The following is a 25100-nucleotide window of genomic DNA, read 5'->3' as shown; positions in this document are numbered from 1 at the left end:
TCTTCCTTCTATCTGCTAGCCATCCCTCTTTCTCGGGATGGCAAGGGGAGTACAACGCAGGCGAGGAGCGACGGATCAGATTTCGACCTGATGACCGATCTCGACCAGACGTTCGCGTGGCAGAGTGAACCGGTCAGAGGCCCGCACCGCATTGCGATAGAGGAAGCCGAACAGGATTCGACGGGGAGAGACCATTTTAGGGGTCTTCAGATCAGGCACCACGTCGTCATCTCCGGCGAAAAACACGACTTTGTCGAGATCGAGCGTACAACCCTGCTCTTGCGCCTGACCTAGAACATAATAGAGGTTGGGAATCTCGACGAAGCCGAAGGTGACGTTGATCTGCCACAGTCCATTGCCGACCTCCTTGACCGTCATGCGCTCATCAGCCGGAATGCGCGGCACCGTATCGAACTTGACGTTCAGAATGACCACATGCTCGGGCAGGCAATGAAAATCGGCCACATGGCGCATCACGATGGGCGGCAGGGCACTCTCATAACGTGAAAGAAACACGGCCGCTCCAGGCGTCCTGATGAGGTCGCCGTCCCGTAATTTCTGAAGAACCTTGTCCGAACGCTCGCCCAGAGGAGCCAGTCCCGCGCGCAGCAGGATAATTCCCCTGCGCCACGTGGTCATGATTACATAGATGAACAGCCCGATCAGAAGCGGCACATAGCCGCCCTTGTCGATCTTGAGCAGATTGGCGACAAAAAAGGCCACATCCACGACCGAGAAGCACAGCGCGACGGGAAGGGCTTTCCAGAGCGGCCATTCCCAGCGTTCCCGCATCACGTCGAAAATGAGCAGCGTGGTCATGAGCATGGTGGTTGAGACCGCGGTACCATAGGCACCGGAGAGCGCGTCCGAACTCTTGAAGCTGAGCGCGATCAGCAGCGTGATGACCATGAGCAGCCAGTTGACCACAGAAACATAGATCTGGCCGTATTCGCTATCCGAGGTCTGGCGAATATTGAGGCTGGGGAACCAACCCAATTGCATGGCCTGGCGCGTCAGGGTGAAAGCTCCCGTGATGATGGCCTGGCTCGCGATGATCGTCGCAAATGTCGCGAGCACCACCATCGGCAGCACCAGAACATGAGGCATGGTCGCGAAGAACGGATTGTCGTTGATCTGGGGATGGCTGACCAGAAAGGCGGTTTGACCTGCATAGCTCAACACCAGCATGGGGAGAACGATCACCGCCAGCGCCAGCCGCACACTGGGGCGTCCGACGTGACTCATATCGGCATAGAGCGCCTCGGCCCCTGTTACCGAAAGGAAGACCGCCCCCAGGATGATGAGGCTGTTCGCGCCATGCTCATACAGAAAGCGCAGGCCGTAAAACGGATTGAGCCCGATCAGCACGGAAGGGTCATGCAGCAGAGAGTACAGACCGATCCCGCCAATCGCCAGAAACCAGAGCAACATGATCGGCCCGAAGACAGCGCTGATCCGCGCCGTGCCCAGCGGCTGGATGGCAAAGATACCGAACAGGATGACGCAGGCAATTGGCAGGATATACGGTTGCAGCGACCTGGTCACGACACCGATCCCCTCGATCGCACTCAGTACCGAGATGGCCGGCGTAATGGCCCCGTCTCCATAGAGCAGAGCAGCACCGAATAGCCCTGCCGCGGCAAGAAGCGTGCCTCGCGTATACCAGTGTTTGCCGAAAGAGCCGCCCACTAGCGAAAAGAGTGCGAGTATCCCGCCCTCCCCCTTGTTGTCGGCGCGCATAACCACTGTGGCGTATTTGACCGCCACCACCACGATCATCGTCCAGACAAGCAACGAGAACCCGCCGAGCAGCGTGGCCCGGTCGGTAGAGCCCGTATCGTTCAAGACTGTCTGGAGGGTGTAGAGCGGGCTGGTTCCTATATCACCAAAGACGATACCGAGCGCTGCCAGGGCTCCCGGCAGCACTTTCCTGTTTTCCTCGGCCATAAGGCTCCCCGTTGGTCGTTATGGGTGGGCCTCCCGCGCAGATGAGGCCCGTCAGTCGTGGTGAGGCGCGTCACCATCCAGCAACTTGACGTCGATGATCATCGCCCCGGAGAAATACATGGGCTTGACGCAATGCTTGATGACGTAATGCCCATCGCCACCCTGAATGTGCACCGGCACCGTAATGTCGTATCCAGAGAGCCGTGCGTCATAGGTGGCATCAGTGCCATTAAGCGCTACCAGGGCGATCAGTTCATCGTTTGTCATAATTTTCTCCGCAAACCGTCTCGGTCCGGGATGAAACGAGACGCCCCGCAACCCGGTTGCAGGGCTTATCCGGTCTGCCAGCCATAGCCGATGAACGCAATGCGGCGCCCCGCGGGCATATCCTGCACCACGATGATCTGACGTTCCTCCAGATAGGCCAGCTGGCGCCGCGCACGTCCCAGTGAATGCGTACCATAGGCTTCTGCAATGGCTTCATCACCGGGGCAGGAAGCACCATCTAATGCGGCGCGCGCCAGGAGCAGAACCACGCCCTGCACGTCCTCGGGCAGGGAACGGGCGATATCGAGTGCCTGGTGCCAGCTTTCCTCCTGCGCCTGCACGTAGCTCGATCCGGAACGCACGCTGGCCAGAAGCAGTCGGAAGGCGCCAAGGTCGAGCACATTGCGGCTGAGCCGTTCGATACGCGCCCGCAGCTGGAAATCCTGGTAAAGTGTCGCCAAAGGTCGATAGGCAGAATCTGTCTCGGCGATCACCGCCTCCGTCAACCGCCAGAGCAATTCGGGGGCTGCTTCCGCCTCTGGCACGGCCTCCTCGACCGGAGCGGCCGCGCTATAGGCATCAAGTTGCGCAAGAAGATCGGGGGTCGGGGCGCGACGCTCTCTCGGGCGGGGCGTTGCCTCAACCACGGGCTCGAGAATCAGGCTGTAATTATCCTCCGCAGGTCGGGCCTCGAAGGGGGTCAGCACGGGGCCGGTGGCATGGCTGGCCGTCTCGACGGTTCCGATCGTGACCATCAGTGGCCTTCTGCTGAGTGCGGGCCCCAGCGCCATGAACTGCCCTCGCGCGAGATCACGGAATCCCTCTGCCGTGCGGCGCTCCATACCCAAGAGATCGGCGGCACGCAGCATGTCGATATCGAGAAAAGTGCGCCCCATCAGAAAGTTCGAGGCCTCCGCCGCGACATTCTTGGCGAGCTTGGCCAGACGCTGTGTGGCGATCACCCCCGCCAGACCACGCTTTCGGCCGCGGCACATGAGGTTCGTCATCGCCCCAAGCGAGAGACGACGCGCCTCGTCAGAGGTATCGCCGCTCGCCACCGGCGCGAAAAGCTGCGCCTCGTCCACAACAACGAGGACCGGATACCAGTGCGCCCGCGGGGCCTCGAACATGCCGTTGAGAAACGACCCCGCCGCCCTGAGCTGCATTTCGGCCTCGACCGACTCCAGATTGAGCACCACAGAGGCACGATGCGCGCGTGCGCGCTCACCGGCCGCACGCAGCGTGGCCTCCGTCTGCTCCGAGGCGTCAATGACCAGATGGCCGTATTTATCGGCCAGAGTAACGAAATCCCCCTCCGGATCGACAATCACCTGCTGGACGAGCGTGGCCGTCTGTTCAAGCAACCGGCGCAGCAGATGCGATTTTCCCGACCCCGAATTTCCCTGCACGAGCAGGCGGGTTGCAAGAAGTTCGGTCAGGTCCAGCTGGACATCCGCGCCGTCTCGGCCACGGCCCATGGTGATGGATACGCTCATGGCGCTGTCCCTAGCGCAAACCGCCCCCGAAGTCAGCCACGATGCGCGGCTTCCTGTTGCGCTGCCAGCCAGCGATCCGCTCCCTCGGCGGCCGCGCGCCCAGTCGCAAAGCAGGCCTGAAGCAGATAGCCCCCGGTAGGCGCCTCCCAGTCAAGCATCTCGCCGGCCACGAACACACCCGGGCGCTCGCGCAGCATGAGATGCGCATCCAGTGCCGCGCGCCTGACGCCGCCCGCTGTCGAGATCGCTCTGGCCAGGGTGTCCGGCGCAGTCAGGACGAGAGGACAAGCCTTGATCAGAGCCGCGAGCGCGCGATTGCCCGCGGCCTGTCCCCCTTCATCCGTCGACATCGCCTCGCGAATCAACCAGCGCGCGACGGGCGAGAGTCCGAGACGCCGCAGACGATTGGCGTGGCTTTCACGCGCGCGAAATCCGCTCAGACGCGCAGCCAGATCCGCCTCGTTCATGCCGGGCCGCAGATCGAGCGCGATGCGCAGACGCCCCTCACGCGCCAGAACCTCGCGCCATGAGGCCGACAAACGATACACTGGCGCCCCTTCGATGCCTGTACGGGTGATGGTGACATCACCGCGCGCGCTCTGGCCCACCCCGCTGAGCGTAACAGAATGCAATACCTCTCCATGAAACTGCGCGTGAAACGCCTCGGGCAAGGCGGTGAGAAAGCCGCAATTGGCGGGTGCCAGTGGCATGACCGCCCCAGGGGGCATGAAGCTGGCCCAGCCACCATCACTCCCCAGACGCGGCCATGAGGCGCCTCCCAGCGCCAGGATGACCGCGCTGACCTCCCGGGTTACAGCCCCGTCGGGGCTGTCGAAACGAAGCGCGCCCTGCGCATCCCACCCCTCCCAGCGATGACGCAGCGCGAAGCGCACGCCCTGTTCGGCAAGGCGCGCCAGCCACGCCCGCAGCAAAGGAGAAGCCTTCATGGCCTGCGGGAAGACGCGCCCGCTCGACCCGGTAAAACAGGGTTGGCCAAGCGCCTCGGCCCATTGTCTCAGCGCCTCAGGCGGAAACCGGTCGATCATCGGAGCCAGCCAGTCGCGCGCCGAACCGTAGCGGGTGAGGAAATCCTCGAGATTCTCGGCATGGGTCAGGTTCAGTCCGCTGCGCCCTGCCATCAGGAACTTGCGCGCGACACTGGGCATCTGGTCGTACACGACAATCTCACGCCCCAGTGCGTGATGCGATGCACTCAGCCACTCGGCAGCGGCCAGACCAGCCGGGCCGGCCCCGATAATGGCGATGGGTTGTCTCGTCTCCATGAGCGGCATTTAGGCCTCTTCACCAAATAGTGCCATAGACAGTCCCGATTACCCCTTGAGCCTTTCGAGGGAACCGCCACATCATCCGGCGCGCTGCCTGTCAGACCGGTATCAATCGTCTGATCGAGCCTGTTATTCCCTTATCGTGATCCTTCAGGACCGCCCATGATCGCTCTGAACTCAGAAACCCTCTCGACCCTCCCCCCCAGCGTCGAGAGATTTTCCTATGATCGCGCCTCCCTGAAAACCGGGATCGTCCATCTCAGCGTCGGCAATTTCCATCGCGCCCATCAATGCTGGTATGTCGATCGCCTTCTGGCTGAGCCGGGCCAGGAAGGCTGGGGCTTCTGCGGTGTCGGGCTGATCGATGATGCCACCGAACGCCTCAAGCTCGAAGCCTTTCCGGCGCAGGATAATCTCTACACCCTCACCCGCTACGCACCTGATGGCACCGCCCGCCATCAGGTGATCGGATCGATGCTCGATTACCTCTTCGCCCCGGCCGACCCCCAGGCGGTACTGGCGCGCATGGCCGACCCTGCCACGCGCATCGTCTCGCTCACGATCACCGAAGGCGGGTATAATCAGGATCACGCCACAGGGGCCTACAAGCTGGCGACCCCGCTGACACAGCGTGAACTCGCCAATCCTGCTTCCCCTGAATCCGCCTTCGGCTTCATCGTGGGCGCGCTGCGCATGCGCCGCGATGCCGGGATTGCCCCTTTCACCGTCATGTCCTGCGATAACCTTCGTGATAACGGCGTGGTGGCCAAGCGCTGCGTGATCAGCCACGCCAACGCCCTCGATCCTGAGCTGGGGGCCTGGATCGAGACGCACGTCTCCTTTCCAAGCTCCATGGTGGATCGCATCACCCCGGCGGTGCTCAAGGAGGACGCCGAGCGCGTGAATGCGGAATGCGGTGTGATCGACCGGCTGCCCGTGATCTCCGAGGAGTTCGCCCAGTGGGTCATCGAGGACAAATTCGTCAATGGCCGTCCGGCGCTCGAGACGGTGGGCGCGCAGATGGTCCCCGACGTTCACCCCTACGAGCTGGCTAAGGTGCGCATGCTCAACGCCTCGCACTCCATGCTGGCCTATCCCGGGCAGCTTTCGGGGCTTGAGACTGTGCGCGACGCGATCATCAACCCGCAGATCGGCCATCTGGTTGAGAGCTTCATGACCTGTGATGTCATTCCGCACCTCTCTGCCCCAGCGGGAATGCCGCTCCCCGATTATCGCGATCTGATCATTGCCCGGTTCAGCAACCCCGATGTGGGCGACAGACTGGCGCGTATCACGGGTGATGGTGCCAGCAAGCTGCCGGTGTTCCTTGCCCCAAGCTGGAACAAGCTTGTCGCTACCGGGGGCGAGTTACGCCGCATGGCATTCGTTCTCGCCTGCTTCATCCGCTATCTGCATGGGCAGACCGATCAGGGCGAGGCCTTCACCCCGTTTGAGCCGGCATTGTCCGAGAGCCAGCATGCCCTTGCCCGGAGCTGGGACAGCGTGTTCGGCATGACGGTGTTCGAGAGCTTCGCACTGGAGCCTATTCACCGCAGCCTCATTCGTGAAATGGCTGAAAGCATGGAACAGCGTGGCACGGCTGCCGTTCTGGGTGAGGTTCTGGCAGAGACCGGTTTCACCTCCTGAGTGCTTCGGGCGCGTGGCCACTCTGCCTTTTCTGTATGAAAAGGCGCCTTCATGGTCATGCAATCTGCATTCGCCCGGTATTCTGACCCGCGTTCCACAGGGTCCGATCTACCGAAGCTCAGTGTCCCTAAGCCTGACTCTGGAGGGGGCAGGCTTGCAGGACGAATTTTATACAGTGTCGGTCTTGCAGTCGCGCTCTGCGCCGTCTCGCCGACGGCGCGCGCTAAGCCACTCGACTCTCTGTCAGGCGCGACAAGCTGGATCAATACGCCCCCCCTGAGCGCCGAAGCGCTCAAGGGAAAAGTGGTTCTCGTCGACTTCTGGACCTATTCCTGCATCAACTGCCTGCGCGAGCTTCCCTATGTCGAAGCATGGGCGGCCAAATACAAACCTTACGGACTGGTGGTGATCGGGGTCCATGCCCCTGAATTTGCCTTCGAGAAAAATCTCGACAACATCCGAAAGGCAGTTGCCCGCTTTCACATTACCTTCCCGGTTGCCGTGGATAATAATCGGGCCATCTGGAATGGGTTCAATAACGAGTACTGGCCTGCGGCGTATTTCGTCGGCAGCGATGGCAAGATACAGGCGCATCATTTTGGCGAGGGCGATTACGCTCAGTCCGAGCATCTGATCCAGACCATGCTGCACGAAAACGGCGCGACAGGGGTGCCTGACACGCTGGTTCAGCCCAGAGCGCGCGGAGAACAATCAGAGGCTGATCTCTCCGCCGTCGGGTCGCCCGAGACCTATATCGGCTATGAACGGGCAAACCATTTCATCTCGACGGGCGGCGCCGTTCAGGATTCCGCCAGTGACTACGTGGTCGATACGCCGCCCGCTCTCAACGAATGGGGCCTTACCGGCAACTGGACGATCGGCCCCGAATCCGCACGGTTGAACAGGTCCGGTGGGAGCATTCTGTTTCATTTCCACGCGCGTGATCTGCATCTGGTGTTGGGGCCGAGCAAGCCGGACATGCCGATCAAATTCCGGGTCACAGTCGATGGCCATGCGCCAGGAGCGATGCATGGCAGCGATTGCGACAGCGATGGTCTGGGTACGGTGACGAGCCAGCGCCTGTATCAGTTGGTCCGCCAGCCGGATGACGGTGTAGCGGATCATGTGTTTCGCATCGAGTTCCTCTCACCGGGCGTCGATGCATTCTCCTTCACCTTCGGCTGATGACGGGCAGGCGGCGACAGACCGCCTGCTTCCATACGAACACGCCAAGGTCAGAAGCTGGTCGAGACCGTTCCCGTCATGGTGAAGCGGGCTGCGGTCATGAAGGAGTTACCGTAACCGGTATAGGGCGCAAGACTGCCGCTATAGACGGTGCTGGGGTCCTTGGCGCTGTAGATGGCACCCATCGCCCCCGTGCGCACGATCGAGCCGGTTACATTGGCGAAATTCAGCTTGATCGTGGGCGATTGCGCAATACCGATCGGCTTGAAGCGATAGCCAAGTGAAATCGTGTTGGTCACGAAACCCGGCATCCGCTGATCACCCGCCACACTGACCGACTGCGGACCAGTGTAGTGGAGGCTGGCATTGCCGAAGAACCCTGCGTATTTATAGGTCAGGCCGAAATTCGCGAGCACACGCGGTGCCATGATGGCCTGCGTTCCCTTAGAGTTCAGCATGACATTCGTATAGGGGTCGAACACGTTGCTGTCCTGCACGGCGTGCAGATACTCGACCGAGGCATAGGGGCTGAACCCGTGGATCGGGCGACCCGAGATCATGAAATCAAAGCCACGCATATGCTGGTTGCCGATCGAGAACGGCTTGAACTGGTTCATGCCCAGATACTGATTCACGATGCGGTTGGTGACGTTGTAGTTGAAAAACGACGCATCGAGGATGATGTGCTGATCGTGATAACGGTAGCCCAGCTCTTCCTTGATGGAATACTGGTTTTTCGGGATGGGCACGCTGGTATAGAGCCACCCCAGGTCCACAGCGCTCGGCTGGCGATAATCCCCCTCCGCATTGATGTAGATCTGGCTGTGCTCATCGATGGTGTAGCCGACCGACAGCTGAGGAAGCGGCGCCGTCCGGTTATTGGACATGCGCCCGTACAGATCCTTGTTCCAGGTGTTCGACATGACGAATTTGAACCCGGCCTGGATATCCAGGCGGTCATTCAGATATTTCGCATGATCCTCGATGAACAGGCTGTGGATTTCCGTACCCGCATTCTGCTGATCGCCAGCATCGATGCGATAAGCCGCCCAGTTCGGGCTGGGGGCAGCACCGTTATCCTGCGTATAGCTCGTTGGATAGGATTGCTGGGTATAGTTGTTCTCATACCAGTAGCCAAAAGACAGATGGTTATGGCGGCCCACATCGATCCCGAGCTTGGCGGTTGCACCCCGGCGTTCGGTCGCGCCCTGTAGAAAGTAGCTGGTCACGTTGCGCGTGGTGCCGTCGCTCTGGGTGACAGTGCCACCGGGTGAGGCATCCCACCCGCGTCCGAGGCTGTAATAGGGATGCAGATCAAAGGCGAGGCGTCGCGTCAGGACAATATGGATTGGGGCCGAAAGATAGACCTGGTTCCAGTAATCCGTATTATTCTTCCAGTAATTGATATTGTTCGAATTAGCCGAACGCCCGTAACCTTCACCCGTATGCTTGTATTTATAAAATTCCTGCTGCGTGGGGTAATTATCGATCGTGAAATCTTCCCAGTTCCATGAAACGAAGGCCTTCGCGAACGATCCATTCTTCCACAGCTTGTTCAGGCCGAAATCCACATGGCGCCGGTCATTGATGCCCGCCCCCATCCAGCTGCGGGTATGCGTATTGGAGAACGAGACATAGCCGCGCACGCCGCTATGACCGATCTCGCCCGTCTCGAGACGGATGAACTCACGCGACAGATTATTCGTACCATAGGAGAAATCGACCAGACCGCCGAACTTCCTATCGGGCGTGTGGGTGGTTTCATTCATCGTTCCGCTTGCCGCCGACATCACCGGCAGCGCCGTCTCGGAACTGCCGGGTGTCAACGAGACGGATTCCACGTTCTCGGTATCCACATTCTCGGTAATGTATTTTGCCGCCGCCGCCGGGGCGCCATCGACCAGAAGGGCCATGTCCAGATCAGTCAGGCCGCGGCTCTGGATCTGCCCGCCCTGCATGCCATAGGGATCCGGTGTGCTGATGCTCACGCTGGGCAGGTTCTGGATCAGGTCCAGTGCCGTGCTGGAAGGGTTACGCATGGAGATATATTCGTGATCGACTGTCTGCACGTTTCGCGGCGCGTGCTCGATACGCATCATGCCCCCACCGCCATTGAGGGCCTGACGCGACGTGGTAACCGAAATCTCCTCTGCTCCCTTGGCTTCCAGGGCATGTTTATGTGGGGTGGTTTTCACCGGGCGTGAAGGCGTAGCTGCGGCGTTGAGCGCATGGGTACGGCCGTGACCGGAGAGAGGGGCCGTGTTCGTTGCGGCATGAACGGCGTTCTGCGACAGGCAGGTTGCCGAGGCGAGAAGCATCGCGAGCCCGGCCTTGTTTTTCATCCGGCCAATTACGTACGCCATCGAGATCCTCTTCGCAGTTTTGGAAAATTTTCTGAATTATTACTTAGGAGACATAAAGTTACATCTCCAAGCCATCACAACGCAGCTTCCTGTCTGCACGAACACAAGCAGGTATACAAGTCAAAACCAAGTCGTAATGTGACGATAATGGAATGATCCGGATGCGGGTGTGGCATTTCAGCCCTCCCTGCCCGATCCGTCCTGCGCCTTGCAATCGAGGCGGAGAAGGGACGCGAATGAGGAGAAGCGCTGATCAAATCGCCCGCATGCATGAGGGGGCGTCTCGGTGACATGTGCGTATCCCTCTGCCCATGGCGGGTACGACAGGGGGAAACCGGAAACCTGACGCCTCCGGAATGCCGGACATACCAGTCCTTTCGATGGGTAAGCGAGCCTCGGCGCAAGGCGCGCCTTCGCCGGGCATGAGAAGGGGTCTGGTCGTAACCGCGCGCCCGGCGCGCGGGACAGGGATCTAGAGGTCGATATCCAGCCCGATATCGAGCGCTGTCACGCTGTGGGTAAGCCAGCCAAGCGACAGGATATCTACCCCGGACGCGGCAATCGCGGGGGCAGTCTCAGGGGTGATGCCGCCCGAAGCCTCGGTCAGGGCACGCCCATCGACCATGCTCACAGCGCGCCGCAGCATATCGGGCGCCATATTGTCCAGAAGGTAGACATTCGCCACATTGCATGAAAGCGCCATCTCGAGCTGATCGAGCGTATCGACCTCGAGGGCCACAGCCATCAGATGCCCGGCTCGCTGTCGCGCCGCCTTCAGCGCCGACACCACGCCGCCACAAAGCGCTATGTGGTTATCCTTGATCAGGATTGCATCATCCAGTCTGTAACGATGATTGCTTCCTCCCCCTGCGCGTACGGCATATTTCTGAACGGCACGCAAACCGGGAAGAGTCTTGCGGGTACAGCAGATCCGGGCCTTCGTCCCCTTCACCGCATCCACTACCTGACGGGTCGCCGTCGCGATACCACTCAGATGCGAGAGCAGGTTGAGCGCAGTCCGCTCGCCACCCAGAACCGTCTGTGCGCAGCCCTCGACCTCCGCCAGGATATCGCGCGGCGCGATACGACATCCATCCTCCTTGAGGATCGTGACGTTGATTGACGGGTCAAGGAGCGTGAATGCGAGACGCACACCGGACATACCTGCGACCACACCCTCATGGCGGGCGCGAAACACTGCGCGCAGGCGCTGCCCCGGACGGATGACAGCCTGACTCGTGGCGTCGCCCCCGGTACCGAAATCCTCCGCCAGGCCGGCCCGGATGATTGGCTCCCAGAGCAGATCAGGCAGGGGGGGAATAAGTGCGGTCATGCGTATGCTAAGCTCCGTGCCTGGAGGCCTATTTCCTCCAGGGTGAATTGAAAGCGTGCTGTTTCAGCGGGTGACTGGCAGTCAGTGCGCCAGTGGCTCCCCCGGCTTTCCCGTCGACGCAGCGCAGCACCTGCAATCGCCGCACCAACTAACGCGTGATCGTCGCGCTGGACGAGAGGCGCGAGATAGGTCGAAAGCGCCTCGAGCCCCTCATGATCGCGCAATATCCCGGCTCCCTTCTCCATCTGGGTGCCGAAACTGGCCGAGCTCAACCTCCCGGGTCGGACGGGATCCTGACAGGAATGGCGTTCTCGCGCCGCATTATTCACATCCCATGCCACGGCGCGCCCCATGACGAAGGCTTCGAGCAGGGAGTTGCTGGCCAGCCTGTTCGCGCCATGCAACCCGGTGCAAGCCACTTCGCCACAGGCCCAGAGCCCCGCCAGGCTGGCGCGCCCATGCAGATCGGTCGCGACACCCCCCATGTGATAATGCACCGCCGGGCGAACGGGAATCAGCGCCCGATCAGGGTCGATCCCGTGCTGGCTGCACGACAGGGCAATACCGGGGAACTGACGGGAGAAGACCTGTCGAAAGCCCTTGCCCCCCTTGCTGCTGCGGGCATCGAGGAACACGCGATGCCCCTCCAGACGATGACGTGCGATCGCACGAGAGACACGATCGCGGGGCTGCAGTTCATCGGTGAAACGCGCGCCCGTCTCATCGACCAGAACCGCCCCGGCACCGCGAACCGCCTCGCTGATCAAAGGAGAGCGCCCACCTCTGGTTTCGACATCAAGCGCGGTGGGATGGAACTGGACAAATTCCATATCGGCCAGGCGTGCCCCGGCGCGTGCGGCGGCGGCCAGGCCTCGCCCGGTATTGCTGCCGGGGCTCGTGGCCCCCGCATAAAGGGCCCCTGCCCCGCCACAGGCCAGAATACAGGTGTTGGTTGGAATGAACTGCCCCGTATTGAGCCAGACGCCCCGCACCCGCCCTTCGACAGCATGGATATGATCAAGGGTGACCCCATCGAGCACGACGATACGCGGACTCGCCTTAACCTGCCGGATCAGGGCCTGCATGATCCCTGCCCCGCTGCCGTCACCACGCACATGAGCAATGCGCGCACGGGAATGCGCGGCTTCGAGATGCAGATCGAGCTGTGTTTCGCTCTTGCGGGTAAAGGCGACCCCCCAGTCGAGCAATGTCGCAACCGCAGAAGGCCCCGCCCCGATGATCGCTTCGACGGCCTGCCGGTCGCAAAGACCATCCCCTGCCGCAAGCGTGTCCTGCACATGAAGCGCAACATCATCGTCAGGGCCGATCGCGGCGGCGAGCCCGCCCTGCGCAAGGGCGCTGGCAGCGTCCTCACCCAGAGGGGAGGGGCTGAGCACGACGCAGGGTCGATCCAGATGCAGCGCTGTCGAGAGCCCCGCCAGGCCCGCCCCGGCAATGACCGGCCAGCCCGCAAAGCGGGTGAGCGTTATCATGGCCGCCCCCTCAGACGGCGAGCATACGCTCGACGGCCCGGCGCGCCGGTGGGAAGAGCTCGTCCGGAATGGTGACTTCCTCTTCCATGGTTTCGAGTGCGCGTCGGATGGAAGCGAGCGTAATGCGCTTCATATGCGGACACAGATTGCAGGGACGCACGAACTCAACCGCAGGATTCAGCGCGGCAAGATTGTCGCTCATCGAGCACTCCGTGACGAGCAGCACTTTCTGCGGCTGCTTGACGGCCACGAACTCCATCATCCCTGCGGTGGAACCGGCATAATCGGCTTCGGCGACGACCTCGGGGGGACATTCGGGATGCGCCAGGACCACCACGCCGGGATGCATGCGCCGATACTGGCGTATCTCGAGCGGTGTGAAGCGCTCATGAACTTCGCAATGCCCCGGCCAGGTCAGCATTTCGATACCCGTCTCGTTCTGGATATTCTTCGCCAGGAATTCGTCCGGGATCATGATCACCCGTGGCACGCCCAGGCTCTCGACCACCTTCTTGGCATTCCCCGACGTGCAGCAGATATCCGTCTCGGCCTTCACCGCGACAGAGCTGTTCACGTAGGTTACCACCGGCACCCCGGGATAAGCTGCCTTGAAAGCCCGCACATTCGTGGCCGTAATGGATTCTGCGAGAGAGCACCCGGCCATGGAATCCGGAATGAGAACGGTTTTTTGCGGGTTCATCAGCTTGGCCGTCTCGGCCATGAAATGGACCCCCGCCATCACGATCACCTGCTGATCGAGGTTTTGCGCCTCACGGGCAAGCGCCAGACTGTCCCCACGAATATCGGAGATACAGTGGAAGATTTCGGGCGTCTGGTAGTTATGGGCGAGAATCACCGCATTGCGTTCACGCTTCAGGCGCAGGATTGCCCTGATATCATCAGCGAAATTCCGCTCCCAGTCCTCACGGGTCATCAACCTGGAAACGGGCTCGTAAAGCGCGTCGCTGCGGTCTCTGACGAGGGTCATCTGATCCATGGGATCTACTCCACCGACTTATGCTCTTGTTGAGCATAATAAGAACAAAACTGTCAGGACCTTTACATTGGGGAGCCACACCCGGTTTTCAAAGCCACAATCCTGTGAATTTCATGAAATCCTTACCCGCTCCGTTTCCAGCAGCGCTGTTACTGCCCCGCCCTGCCCCCTTATCGAGCGTCTGCGACCCCTGAGAAACCACAGACCATAGTAAGGACCTCAAATCGACCGGGCTATCGGCAGTTTCGACCCCATGAGTTGCCGGGTTCCGATCACCTCCCGCCGGAAACGATAGAGCCGTGCCGGTCGCCCTTGCGCCTGCATGGCAGCTTCCCCCGTTTCCTCCACGAGATCCTGTGCCAGAATCAGACGCCGGAAATTCTGCTTATGAAGCGCGCGCCCGGCTATGGCCTCAACGGTACGCTGCAACTGCCACAGGGTGAATGTTTCCGGCATCAACTCGAACACCACCGGACGATAGCGTATCTTTGCCCTCAACCGCGCCAGCGCCGTCGCCAGAATGCGCCGCCTGTCCGAAGGCATCGAGCGACCCGGCGCGAGCCACGCCCCAGGATGGCGTGATTCCGGCAGGAGGTTGGCTTCCCAGAGCAGTTCGTATCGATGCAGCACGAGTTCATCGTTCCAGGGCTGCCCGGAAAGGCCGAAAGTCTCCGCACAACGCCATGAACGCGCCGCGTCGCGCCCTGCCCAGGCAGCAAGGGCGCGCTCAATTTCGGCATCGCGCAGTGCCGTCCCCGCTTCCTGCCGGTCCTCCCATGGGAAATACTCATACAGCCCGCGCCACCCCTCCTGCGCATCCTCAAGGCGGGTGAGCCCCATATAGGAAATGCGGATCAGACGGGGCGCACCCAAGGTGCTCCCACCATGCGCGTCTTCAGGGGCCGCTACCTCTTCGGCGGGATCCGTGCCGCGGGACTCGGCAAAGGTATAAAGCTGCTCGATATGGCCGAGATGACACTGCGTCTGCTGCTCAACCCACAATCTCATGCCCCGCTGCAGCGAACGATGCGCTGTCTCCAAAGGACCGGAGGGCAGGTTGCGCCCCTGGTCGAGCGTCAGAACGACCGGCCCGTCTTCCGGCACCGCAATCAGCACCGCCACCAACTCGGACTGAATCTCGCTCATGCGCTCACGACACGCCCGGTGGTGAGCAGCAACAGGGCGCGCAGGATCTCCACCGGTGCGGGCGGGCACCCCTTGAGGGCCACATCGCATTGCCGCACCCCATCCAGACCGGCCTCCATGATCCCGCCAAGCACGGCGTAGTTCGTGCCGAAAGGCCCGCTACCCAGAGCACAATTCCCGATTGCCACGATCCCCTTGGGCGACGGCATGGCCGCCCATCGCGCCTGCAGGCCGGGCAGCATGGCCCGTGTCACGACCCCCGTGACGAAAAGAAGCTCCGCATCGAGCGGACTGTCGACAAAGCGGATATCGTGGCGGGCAAGATCATAGGCGGCGCCCTGCAGCGCCATGGCCTCGATCAGGCAGCCATCGCATCCCCCGCCCCCAACCGGATGAAGGGTCAGTGGCCGTGGTGCGGGTGGCAAGGTGTCACGGGGCCGCCATCGATGGGCGTCCAGCAGGGCGCGCAGGAAAATCATGGACAGATCCGCTCACTTGGTTCGATCTGGATTTGACCACAAACATCGCCCCGGAAAAACCCCTCCATGACCCTGGTCTTTGCCCCCCATATCCCCGAACCCTGGCATAGGGATATCTGCGAAGCACCGCATGTCCGACGCTGGCTCGACAACGCGACCCGCGCTTTCGACCTGGGAAGGGTGACGATACGCGACGCCGTGCGCTTCGGAGAGAGGATCGGATTTGTATTTCTCGAAGCCGAGGCCGCGCTTGATGGGCAGAGCATCCCGCGCTTCGCTTTTCTGAGAGGGGACTCCGTAGCCATACTGGTCGTGCTGCATCAGAAGGACAGCCCAAGCCAGGTCCTGCTGACATGCGAACCGCGCCTGCCTGTCGCGAAGGCTGCGCATCTCTCCTTGCCCGCAGGCATGATCGATGACGGAACCGTGCAAAGCGCCGCCCTGCGCGAACTCTCGGAGGAAACCGGAATTGAGTTAACACCCTCGGCTGACGACCTGAGATATCTGACAGAAATCACCCTTTCCCCAGGGGGCTGCGATGAGCGGCTGACCCTTTATGCACTTGATCTCAGCCTGCCCCCCGAGGAGAGCGCCCGTCTGGAGAACCGACATACCGGGCTTGCCGCAGAGCATGAACATATCACCCTGAAACTCCTGCCCCTCGATGCCATCCCGGCTCTGTCGGAGCCGGACGCCAAGCTGCTGCTCGCCTATCATCTCTACAAGGCGAGTCAGACCGGCTAAGCGGCCAGGCGGCTTATCGGGCGCTGAACGGAAGCAAGGACAGCGCTCAGTAAGGGCGGTCAAATTTGCCCACCCCATCTTTTTGGCCATGACGATATCCTGAACTTGCGGTAAGCCCAGAGAATGACCCGGACCGACGCCCTTCCCTTTGATGCCGATGCCCTGCTCGCCCTTGCCGCCAGACTGGCGGATGAGGCTGCGACCCTGATCAACGAGATTCGGACAAACGGGTTCGAGACAATCATCAAGGCCGATAAATCTCCGGTAACCGAGGCCGATCAGGCGGCCGAACGCCATATTCTGGCCGGGTTGCGCAAGGCCACCCCTGACATTCCCGCCATTGGCGAGGAAGAAGTCGCGAACGGGCTTTTCGTTGAGCCCGGGCAGACCTACTGGCTGGTCGATCCGCTGGACGGCACGCGGGAATTCGCAGCAGGACGTGATGATTTCACAGTCAATATCGGGCTCGTTCACGATAATCGCGTTTTGCTGGGCGCCATGGCATTGCCCGCCCATGGGCAGCTCTATACCGGCCTCGTGGGAAAGGGGGCCTGGCGTCGTGACGCATCGGGTCAGCATCCGATCAGGGCGAGCCTGCCGCCCGAGAACGGGCTGCGCATTCTGGCCTCGCGCCATTACGCCGATGATCCGCGCCTCAAGGAATGGCTGGCGGGCCGTAAGGTCGGCACGCTCGGCAATATCGGCTCAGCGGCCAAATTCGCTCGCGTGGCTGAAGGGGCTGCCGATTTCTACCCCCGTCTTGGCCCGACCATGGAATGGGATACTGCGGCACCCCAGGCCATTGTCGAGGCGGCAGGAGGTCAGGTTCTGGACGAGCATGGCGCGCCCCTGACCTATGGCAAGCCCGGCTGGTTCAACCCTCCTTTCCTGTGCACCGGTCTCGCAGCCGCAGGAGAACCCAGCGCATGACCGAAATCCTGAAAGCCGACCCGGACGCCATCGCCCATGCTGCGCGGCTTCTGCTTGAAGGCAAACTCGTCGCCTTCGGGACCGAAACTGTTTACGGCCTGGGTGCGCTGGCCACCTCGAACGCCGCTGTTGCCCATATCTTCGCAGCCAAAAATCGTCCGCGCTTCAATCCTCTGATCAGCCATTTTGCCAGCGCCGAAGCCGCGTTCAGGCACGTGGAGCCCTCGGACCTGGCGCGCAGGCTGGCAGACAAATTCTGGCCGGGCCCCCTGACCATGATCCTGCCACGCAAAAGCGGCTCGACCATCTGCGATCTTGCGACGGCAGGCCTTCCGACCATCGCCGTCCGTGTCCCACGCGGCAAGACCGCCCTGGCACTGCTCGAGGCCGTGGGCGAACCCGTCGCAGCACCCTCAGCCAACCCTTCGGGCCGGGTCAGCCCCTCCGACGCCTTCCATGTGCTGCGCAACATGCATGGGCGTATCGATGCCATTCTGGATTCCGGCCCGTGCTCGGTTGGCCTGGAGAGCACGGTGATCGACCTCTCGCGTGAGGTACCTTTCCTGCTCCGTCCGGGCGGAATCACCCTGGAGCAGCTCGAGGAAGTATGCGGCACGATCCGTAACCCCGATGACTACGCCACCAAGCTGCCCGCCTCGCCGGGCATGCTGGCCTCCCATTACGCACCGGCCCTGCCGGTTCGCCTGAGTGCCGATCGGGTCGAGGCGCATGAGGCCCTGCTCGCATTTGGCCCTGCCCTGCCGGGAGCCGGTCTCGTTTACAACCTGAGCGAAAAAGGTGACCTGGAAGAAGCTGCGGCTCGGCTCTTTGCCGGGCTGCGCTTTCTGGATGGTGAAGGGCAACGGCGCGGTCTCAAGACCATCGCCGCCATGACCGTCCCCCGCCACGGGTTGGGTCTTGCCATTCTCGACCGGTTGCGCCGCGCGGCGAGCCCACGCCCCCTGGCCGGTGGGGACGATGATGATCTGGAGAGCATGATCGGCTGATGTCCGGCTCATTCGACCCGAAGGAACTCAAGGTTCTGTCGGATATCCTCGCGCTCGTTCTGGAGGAGCAGGAGGGTCAGTCCGCTGCTGCGCTCAACGCGCTGCGCTCTCGCGCGAGAAAAAGCGGCATGACCGGCGGGGCGCTCAAGAACCTGTTCGTCGCCATCGCGCCGAACCCACCCCAGCGCGCCAAACCCAAGCCAAGAGCCCCCAAGGCGGAAACAGGTGCGGAAGCGCTGGCCGCCCGTCAGCAGATCGTAACCCTGACCAATAATCTGCGTCAGATGGATCTGGAATTGCGCAATTCTCGGGCACGGCTCGAATCGGTCCGCTCGGAACTTTTCCAGACCCAGCAGTCACGGGCCGAAATGCAGTCGCGCCTCATGACACGCGAGGCGCGCAAGCCCTATTTCAGCGTGCTGATCTGGTGCGGGTTTGCAGCCGGGGTGCTGATTGGCATCGCCGGAACACAGTTCATCCACTCGGTGATCGACATCCCGCATATCGATAAATCGATCTATCTGCGCTGAAAACAGACAATGGCAGAGGCGTCATTCAGCCCTGCACCGAAAGGGAAGGAGGGCGCGTGACCGCCATTCCTTCCAATCTATTCGTTCAGGCCTCCTGGCGCGGCGAGATACTTCACACAGAACGCGCCGGTGATTGCCCGCCTCTGCTCAGTCCCGTACCCCGCCCATGATCGGCGTCAGATGGGCCTGACTTCTGCTTCTGCGCCGCACAGGCGGCCTCGGCTGGCAAGAGACGAAGTACAGCCCTATGACAAAGATCAGGTTCGATATGGTGAGAAAGAGGTCGATGAGCATCAACGGCCCTGGACCGGCAATCCCCCCCCCAAAGCGAGACGCCGAGAAACACCACATTGACCGGCCTCATGCCAAACAGCAGCGAACGCAACGGATTGGCCTGACCCGGCCTTACCAACTGCCTCATACGCATGATGCCCATATAGAAGGCGATCAGCAAAAGCAGGTTGAGGATATTGAAGACCGAATTCCCCAGTGATGCATAACCGGCGACGCTCAGAATGACGATCGCCGCCACATAGAACAGGATCGAGCCCAATTGCAGGCTCATGCCCAGTTCTGCGGCAGGCATCCGTTCGGGCAGCCTGTCCGCGACGGGCTGGAAAACAGTATCGAGAAGCCAAAGATCGGCCTGATTGACGCGTTCGACAAAGCTGGACATGGGGCTGATTTACCGGGGTGCCCGCCAAAACGCATCTCTTTTCTACGTTGCGGCGCTACCTTGCGGCTGCAGCGGCAATTATGGTTTGCGCCAATCAGGACACCTCGTCCCGCGCATCGCACATCTCACGCAACGCCCCCACTGGTCGGACCGACCGGCACATCCGCGCCTGAGCCGTCTCGCAGGCCTGCGGCAGTGACGGCCGGTCATGGGGCCCTTGCTGCGGAGATTCATGTAATCGTTGCAATAGACCAGCATTCTTTTGACAAAACCGCGCTTGCTGCCGATCATGGTCGTTCCGGAATCATAAAGGCCTGCATGTATGTCCCTCCCCGTTCTGGTCAAAAAGCTCTGCAAGTCCTGGGATGACAAGACTGTACTGGACGATATCAACCTTACGCTCGCGCCAGGCAGCATCACTGCCCTTCTCGGGCCGAACGGTGCCGGAAAAACCACGTTTATCGGTTGTCTCCTAGGCCTTCTTGCGCCGAGTTCCGGCTCGGTCGCTCTATGGGGGCAGCCAGCGGATGCTCTAAGCGACGAGACACGGCAACGTATCGGCTTCGTTCCCCAGCTCATGACGGGCCTCACCTGGTTCCGCGTGCAGGAACTCAAGGACTACACGGCCTCCTTCCGCAACAGCGCGGGCACGTCCCAGCATAGCGCTGTGACAAGCCAGGAGGCGAAGCAATGGGAGGATTGGGCCGATCTTGACCCCAAGGCGCGCCTCTCCACCCTCTCGGGCGGCGAACGCCAGAGGCTGGCCATCGTCCTTGCCTTGCGTTTCTCCCCCGAACTGATCGTCCTGGATGAGCCCGTGGCAAGCCTCGACCCTATGGCACGCCATGACTTCATCACATTACTGGCTCAGGCCGTGAAGCGACGTGAAACAACGGCGCTGATCTCATCCCATATCATCTCGGATCTCGAACAGATCTGCGACCGGTTTATCGTTTTCAAAAAAGGGCATCTCATCAGTGATCTGAGCGCAGAGAGCTTCGCCAGTGAGATACGCTATCTCGCCAGTCGGCCCGTTTCCGAACTGGGTCTGCACGTGATGGCCGGTCTCCCGGATGGCAGCGTCTGGGTGAAAGGCTGGCGTCCGGAACTCGATGGAATCGGCCTGCCTGTGCTCCCCGGAGATATGGAATCCTGCTTTCTGGCGCTGACCCGATGATGCCCCTCACGCCCCAGGCGAAGAGCCAGGCGCTGCGAGACTGTCTGCGCGCACTGCGCCTCTACGCCTCACCCGTTTTTCTGAGACAGAACCCGATGGTCGCGCTCGGCACGATCTATGGTGTGCTTTGCCTATCAAGCGCCGTACTATCGCGACACGGGGAATATTGGCGTCACGGCTATTACACCCTTCCCCCTCTCCTGGCAGCATTGTGGTGGGTTCTGTTATTTAGCGGGTTTTCAGCAATCACCACCCATTACTGGCGCCAGATGCGCGCATTGCCGAGTTTCCTCATGCCCCGAATGGGGCGGGCCGAGTATCGCGCGGTCCATCTGGCAGCCCTCTTCGCCGTCACGCTATTCTCGATTCCCCCATTGCTGACAGGCGCCCCGTGGCTCAACACGCTCCTGCTTGAGGCAATTGCCCTTGTTCTATGGTCCGAGCCTCTCCCAAGCGAACGCGCGACCTCGTTCAAGCGCCTGCTGAAGCCCCGCACGGCCTTGTCGATGCTCGGTTTCTTCATCCTCCTTGTTCCCAAGATGCAGGCTTATCTTTTCTCCGCACCTGCTTCGCTTGCCTTACTCCTGATAGCGCTCTGTTGCGGGGTCACCCTGCTGGCCTTCAGGCATCGAAACCCGGAATGGCCCCCGGGCGCCTCGGAGCATACGCCGTCTTCCCCCCTCGCCCGTCTGGTCAAGCAGCATTCCTCAGGATCGCTTCTCCCCCGGGGAATCAAGGCGTTGACGAGACTATGTCTGTGGCGCCCCTCATGGCTTGTCCGACTCCCGCTGATCGACCCGATCAATACGGAGAGACCAATCGCCTTCGCGCTCTCGGTCGCTACCCTTACCCTCGTTTTCGTGGTTTTAGGTCAGTGTATTGCGCTCGTTTCCGATGGGGTAAGGCCCAGTTTCGCTGCCGTCGTCTCCCGTCTTCCAATAATGGCGCGTCAAAGCCTTATGCTATCCGGCATGGGACTGATCGGCTGGATGCGCAACCGGAGCGACTGGCCCTTTCTGCTGACCCTCGGTCCTTATGGCTCCAAACAGGGCTTTGCACGGGCCGTTTTCCGCTTGCATCTTCAACGAGGCCTGCAGGCCGGTCTGATCGTAGGGCCCCTCCTGGGTCTCACCGTCTGGCTGAACCAGGACATATCGCTGCTCTCAGCCTTTGCTGGAGGTCTGGGCTGCGGCGTGACCTTGCTCGGCGCAAGCTGTCTGCCCAGCCTAGCCTTTTTCATCCCTGCCCTGAACAAACCGAGCGTCGTCATGATCATAGGACTGTTTGCGATGATCGGCCTCCTCCAGATCTCGATCATGGTTCTTTTCGATCCGACGCTCTGGTGGCGCTGGTTGATCCCGGCGGGCTCTTTGGCAGGCAGTTTCCTGCTTGCCTATCTCGCCCCCCTCTTCCTTGCCCGTCAGGACTGGCCCATCGAGCCGCCCCCCTGAGATCCGGTGCCTCTTCGTCTGCCACGAGACATGACGAAAGCGCCTGCCCGCCCCCTGACCAGCTCCGGCATGGACAGAGGGCGACAAACTGTTACGTTCACCCATCGCCCTTCATGTTTTTGCAACCGGGAGTCTTCCATGTCCGTGCTGCCCCTTCTGCGCAACGCGCTTCTTGCAACAAGCCTGCTTGCTGCGCCTGCGTTTGCCCTGTGCGCCTCCGCCCTGCCCGCACAGGCAGCCGAGACAGCCTCGCCGCATCCCGCGACAGCCATGGACAGTGCCGTGCGCGAAACTCTCCCCAACGGCTTGCGCGTGGTGATCGTTCCTGATCGTCTCGCACCCGTGGTGCAGACCCAGATCATCTATCTTGCCGGCTCGGCAGCGGCGCCCGAGGGCTTTCCCGGTACGGCTCATGCCCTGGAACACATGATGTTCAACGGCTCGAAGGCTCTGAGCCGAGACCAGCTCTCCACCGTGAGCGCCCGTATCGGCAATATCAGCAATGCCTTTACCACCGAGGACACCACCCAGTTCTATTTCCAGGCGCCCGCCCATTATCTGGACCTGCTGCTCAAAATCGAAGCCGACCGGATGCGGAATGTCTTGCTGAGCGAGGCTGACTGGACCCATGAACGCGGCGCCATCGAGCAGGAAGTCGCGAGGGACGTCTCGATGCCCTTCGAGCGCTACATGATCCAGCAGAACCGCGCCATGTTCGCCGGCACGCCTTATGATCACGATGCACTCGGCACGCGCGAATCATTCGACAAGACCAATGCCCCCCTGCTGCGCAGCTTCTATGACAGCTGGTACCAGCCCAATAACGCGATCCTCCTCATCGTCGGCGATGTCGACCCCACGGCAACGCTTGCCAAGGTCCGCTCGGAATTTGGCGGCATCCCCGCTGGCAAGCTGCCCCCACGCCCGACGATCACCCCAACACCGGTCAAGGCCCAGACCATCGCAGTCGATAGCGATTACGCGACCGGTATCCTGAGCATTGCCTATCGCCTGCCCGGCTCGGCAAGCCCTGATTTCGCTGCGGCCCAGATCCTGGCCGATGCGTTGGGCAGCCAGCGCGGTGCCCTCTTCGCCCTCGTGCCCCAAGGCAAGGCGCTGGGGACGGAATTTTCCTATAATGCCCATGTGCATGAAGGCGTGGGAAGTGCTCTCGCAGCCTTCCCCAAAGGACAGAAGCCCGACGCCCTGCTGACGGAAATCCGCAATATTCTTGAGACGATCCGGACAAAGGGCGTCCCGCCCGAACTGATCGAAGCCGCCAAACGCAAGGAAATCGCAGCACTCGAGTTCAACGCGAATAGCGTGACGGCCCTGACCCAGAGCTGGGCCGATGCTCTGGCCTATAATGGCGTCAACTCCCCTGCTGATCTGGTGAAGGCCTATCGCGCCGTCACGCCCGCGCAGGTCAACGCCTTGGCCAGACAGGTGCTCGATCCCGCCCACGCCATCACGGGAATTCTTACACCCTCGGGAGGAAAATCCCCCGATATCAGCGGTGGCAAAGGGCCGGAATCTCTGCTCCCACCACCCAGCAAGAATATCGCTTTGCCAGCTTGGGCGGCGACGGCACTCGCCGATCTGCCCAAGCCCGTACCGCTGACCCAGCCCTCACGCTTTGTGTTGGATAATGGCCTGACACTTCTGGTGCAGCCCGAACATGTCAGTCATACGATTACGCTTTATGGCAGCATCCGTCACAGCAACGACCTGCAGCAGCCCAAGGGCAAGGACGGCGTGGCCGATCTGACGAACGATCTGTTCCTCTTCGGCAGCACGCAGCACGATCGCCTTGCGCTCGCTGCCGCTCTGGATGATCTCGCCTCCGATGCCAGCGGGGGCGTTTCCTTCTCGCTCAGCACACTGAGCGCAAACTTCGACAAGACTCTGGCTTTGCTGGCTGAGAACGAACTGCACCCGGCATTCCCTGCCCAGGCTTTCGCCGTCCTGAAACAGCAGGCCGTCGCCTCGCAGGCCGGGGTACTGCAATCGCCCGGTTATCGCTTCCAGCACGCCATCGCACGCGCGCTTGCCCCTGCTGGCGATCCCTCATTGCGTGAGACGACACCGCAAACCCTGAGCACCCTGACCCTCGCAGATGTTCAGAATTTCTATAAAGCTGCCTATCGCCCCGACCTTACGACGATTGTGGTTATTGGCGACATCACTCCCGAAAAGGCGAAGGCATCCATCGAGACAGCCTTCGGCAAATGGGCCGCGACGGGAGCCAAACCCGTGGTGGATCTGCCGCCGCGCCCCCAGAGCAAGACATCGAAAGCGGTTGTCGAGGACCCGGGCCGCGTCCAAGATTCGGTCTATCTCGCCCAGACCATCGCAAGCGGCGTACATAATCCGGACCGCTATGCGCTTGAAGTTGGCAATGAAGTCCTCGGGGCGGGCTTCTCATCGCGGCTCATGCAGGATCTGCGTGTACGCACGGGCATGGTCTATACCACCAGCAGCGATCTCGCCTGGTCAGCCAATCGTGGCGCATTCCTCATCTCTTATGGCGCTGATCCGGACAAGACATTCAAGGCCCGCGATGCCGCGTTGCGCAACGTGACTGCCATGCAAAACGCCCTTGTCTCGGATGACGAACTCCTGAACGCAAAGGCATCGATCCTGCGCTCCATTCCCATGGGGCGCGCGAGCTTCGGGGGGATTGCCGGGCAGTATCTCGCTCTTATTGACTCGGGCCTCCCACTGACTGAGCCCGATGAACGCGCCAACGCCGTCTATCAGATGAACGCGGCCCAGATTCAGGCTGCGTTCAAGCATTGGCTACGTCCTCAGGACATGGCCCAGATCATTCGCGGTCCCGCACCCAGATAAGTGAAACAAGGGGCGTGGGGCTTTGCCACGCCCTCCTTCGCTGACCGTCCCCTTCACGATATAATCTCAGGGAAATGAAAGCTCCCCTCTCCGGAG

20 protein-coding genes are annotated in these 25100 nt (G+C 61.3%); 9 read left to right on the top strand and 11 right to left on the bottom strand.

The annotated features are described in order from the left end of the window. Window positions 1-75: 75 nt before the first annotated feature. The 4 genes from WFJ47_RS03810 to WFJ47_RS03795 form a co-directional block, all read right to left on the bottom strand. Entirely contained in the window at window positions 76-1947 is a 1872-nt protein-coding gene (locus WFJ47_RS03810) for a KUP/HAK/KT family potassium transporter (protein WP_336760950.1), read from the bottom strand. A 51-nt stretch (window positions 1948-1998) separates the two neighbouring features. Next, window positions 1999-2214, bottom strand: a complete 216-nt coding sequence (locus tag WFJ47_RS03805) for a hypothetical protein (RefSeq protein ID WP_336760948.1) — start codon at window positions 2212-2214, stop codon at window positions 1999-2001. Window positions 2215-2279: 65 nt separating this feature from the next. Then, a complete protein-coding gene (locus WFJ47_RS03800) occupies window positions 2280-3710 on the bottom strand; it encodes an ATP-binding protein (protein WP_336760946.1) in 1431 nt (476 codons plus the stop codon). A gap of 32 nt (window positions 3711-3742) precedes the next feature. Continuing rightward, entirely contained in the window at window positions 3743-5002 is a 1260-nt protein-coding gene (locus WFJ47_RS03795; protein ID WP_408868609.1) for a TIGR03862 family flavoprotein, read from the bottom strand. Window positions 5003-5158: 156 nt separating this feature from the next. Between WFJ47_RS03795 and WFJ47_RS03790 the strand changes: the two genes are divergently transcribed. Together WFJ47_RS03790 and WFJ47_RS03785 are read left to right on the top strand one after the other, a co-directional pair. Continuing rightward, window positions 5159-6643, top strand: coding sequence for a mannitol dehydrogenase family protein (locus WFJ47_RS03790; protein WP_336760945.1), 1485 nt, complete (start codon window positions 5159-5161; stop codon window positions 6641-6643). 57 nt (window positions 6644-6700) lie between these two features. Continuing rightward, a complete protein-coding gene (locus tag WFJ47_RS03785) occupies window positions 6701-7828 on the top strand; it encodes a thioredoxin family protein (protein ID WP_336760943.1) in 1128 nt (375 codons plus the stop codon). Window positions 7829-7878: 50 nt separating this feature from the next. Here WFJ47_RS03785 and WFJ47_RS03780 read toward each other — a convergent pair whose 3' ends face one another. From WFJ47_RS03780 to WFJ47_RS03755, 6 genes are all read right to left on the bottom strand, one after another. Next, window positions 7879-10191: a TonB-dependent receptor plug domain-containing protein gene (locus tag WFJ47_RS03780; RefSeq protein WP_336760942.1), complete on the bottom strand. Its 2313-nt coding sequence runs from the start codon at window positions 10189-10191 to the stop codon at window positions 7879-7881. 472 nt (window positions 10192-10663) lie between these two features. Then, on the bottom strand, window positions 10664-11524 hold the full coding sequence (nadC, locus tag WFJ47_RS03775; protein WP_336760940.1) for a carboxylating nicotinate-nucleotide diphosphorylase: 861 nt from the start codon (window positions 11522-11524) through the stop codon (window positions 10664-10666). After that, the gene (locus WFJ47_RS03770) at window positions 11521-13017 is read right to left on the bottom strand and encodes an L-aspartate oxidase (RefSeq protein ID WP_336760938.1); all 1497 of its coding nucleotides are present in this window, start codon (window positions 13015-13017) and stop codon (window positions 11521-11523) included. The genes nadC and WFJ47_RS03770 overlap by 4 nt, the downstream gene beginning before the upstream one ends. 10 nt (window positions 13018-13027) lie before the next feature. After that, on the bottom strand, window positions 13028-14014 hold the full coding sequence (nadA, locus tag WFJ47_RS03765) for a quinolinate synthase NadA (protein ID WP_336760936.1): 987 nt from the start codon (window positions 14012-14014) through the stop codon (window positions 13028-13030). A gap of 219 nt (window positions 14015-14233) precedes the next feature. Then, window positions 14234-15160, bottom strand: a complete 927-nt coding sequence (locus WFJ47_RS03760; protein WP_336760934.1) for an NrtR DNA-binding winged helix domain-containing protein — start codon at window positions 15158-15160, stop codon at window positions 14234-14236. Further along, entirely contained in the window at window positions 15157-15639 is a 483-nt protein-coding gene (locus WFJ47_RS03755; protein WP_336760930.1) for an NADH-quinone oxidoreductase subunit B, read from the bottom strand. Before WFJ47_RS03755 ends, WFJ47_RS03760 begins: the two co-directional genes overlap by 4 nt. Window positions 15640-15705: 66 nt before the next feature. Here WFJ47_RS03755 and WFJ47_RS03750 point away from each other — a divergent pair, with 66 nt between their 5' ends. The 4 genes from WFJ47_RS03750 (at window position 15706) to WFJ47_RS03735 (ending at window position 18850) form a co-directional block, all read left to right on the top strand. Beyond that, window positions 15706-16383, top strand: a complete 678-nt coding sequence (locus tag WFJ47_RS03750) for an NUDIX domain-containing protein (protein ID WP_336760929.1) — start codon at window positions 15706-15708, stop codon at window positions 16381-16383. A gap of 123 nt (window positions 16384-16506) precedes the next feature. Further along, on the top strand, window positions 16507-17313 hold the full coding sequence (locus WFJ47_RS03745; protein ID WP_336760927.1) for a 3'(2'),5'-bisphosphate nucleotidase CysQ: 807 nt from the start codon (window positions 16507-16509) through the stop codon (window positions 17311-17313). Beyond that, entirely contained in the window at window positions 17310-18320 is a 1011-nt protein-coding gene (locus WFJ47_RS03740; protein ID WP_336760926.1) for an L-threonylcarbamoyladenylate synthase, read from the top strand. The genes WFJ47_RS03745 and WFJ47_RS03740 overlap by 4 nt, the downstream gene beginning before the upstream one ends. Continuing rightward, window positions 18320-18850, top strand: a complete 531-nt coding sequence (locus WFJ47_RS03735) for a hypothetical protein (protein WP_127100376.1) — start codon at window positions 18320-18322, stop codon at window positions 18848-18850. Before WFJ47_RS03740 ends, WFJ47_RS03735 begins: the two co-directional genes overlap by 1 nt. A gap of 112 nt (window positions 18851-18962) precedes the next feature. Here the strand turns inward: WFJ47_RS03735 and WFJ47_RS03730 are convergent, their stop codons facing one another. After that, window positions 18963-19526 (bottom strand): hypothetical protein, encoded by a 564-nt coding sequence (locus WFJ47_RS03730; protein ID WP_336760925.1) that lies wholly within the window; start codon window positions 19524-19526, stop codon window positions 18963-18965. A 322-nt stretch (window positions 19527-19848) separates the two neighbouring features. Between WFJ47_RS03730 and WFJ47_RS03725 the strand changes: the two genes are divergently transcribed. From WFJ47_RS03725 to WFJ47_RS03715, 3 genes are all read left to right on the top strand, one after another. After that, a complete protein-coding gene (locus WFJ47_RS03725; RefSeq protein WP_336760923.1) occupies window positions 19849-20703 on the top strand; it encodes an ABC transporter ATP-binding protein in 855 nt (284 codons plus the stop codon). Beyond that, the gene (locus WFJ47_RS03720) at window positions 20700-22154 is read left to right on the top strand and encodes a hypothetical protein (RefSeq protein ID WP_336760921.1); all 1455 of its coding nucleotides are present in this window, start codon (window positions 20700-20702) and stop codon (window positions 22152-22154) included. The genes WFJ47_RS03725 and WFJ47_RS03720 overlap by 4 nt, the downstream gene beginning before the upstream one ends. A gap of 138 nt (window positions 22155-22292) precedes the next feature. Then, complete coding sequence (locus WFJ47_RS03715; protein ID WP_336760919.1) at window positions 22293-25004, top strand: pitrilysin family protein; 2712 nt, start codon at window positions 22293-22295, stop codon at window positions 25002-25004. The last annotated feature ends 96 nt before the right edge of the window (window positions 25005-25100 follow it).

The sequence above is a fragment of the Asaia sp. VD9 genome (assembly GCF_037150015.1).
In the GTDB taxonomy this organism is placed as follows: domain Bacteria; phylum Pseudomonadota; class Alphaproteobacteria; order Acetobacterales; family Acetobacteraceae; genus Asaia.
The sequence above is the reverse complement of the archived record's forward strand: the minus strand, read 5'-3'. Positions and strand labels throughout refer to the sequence as shown.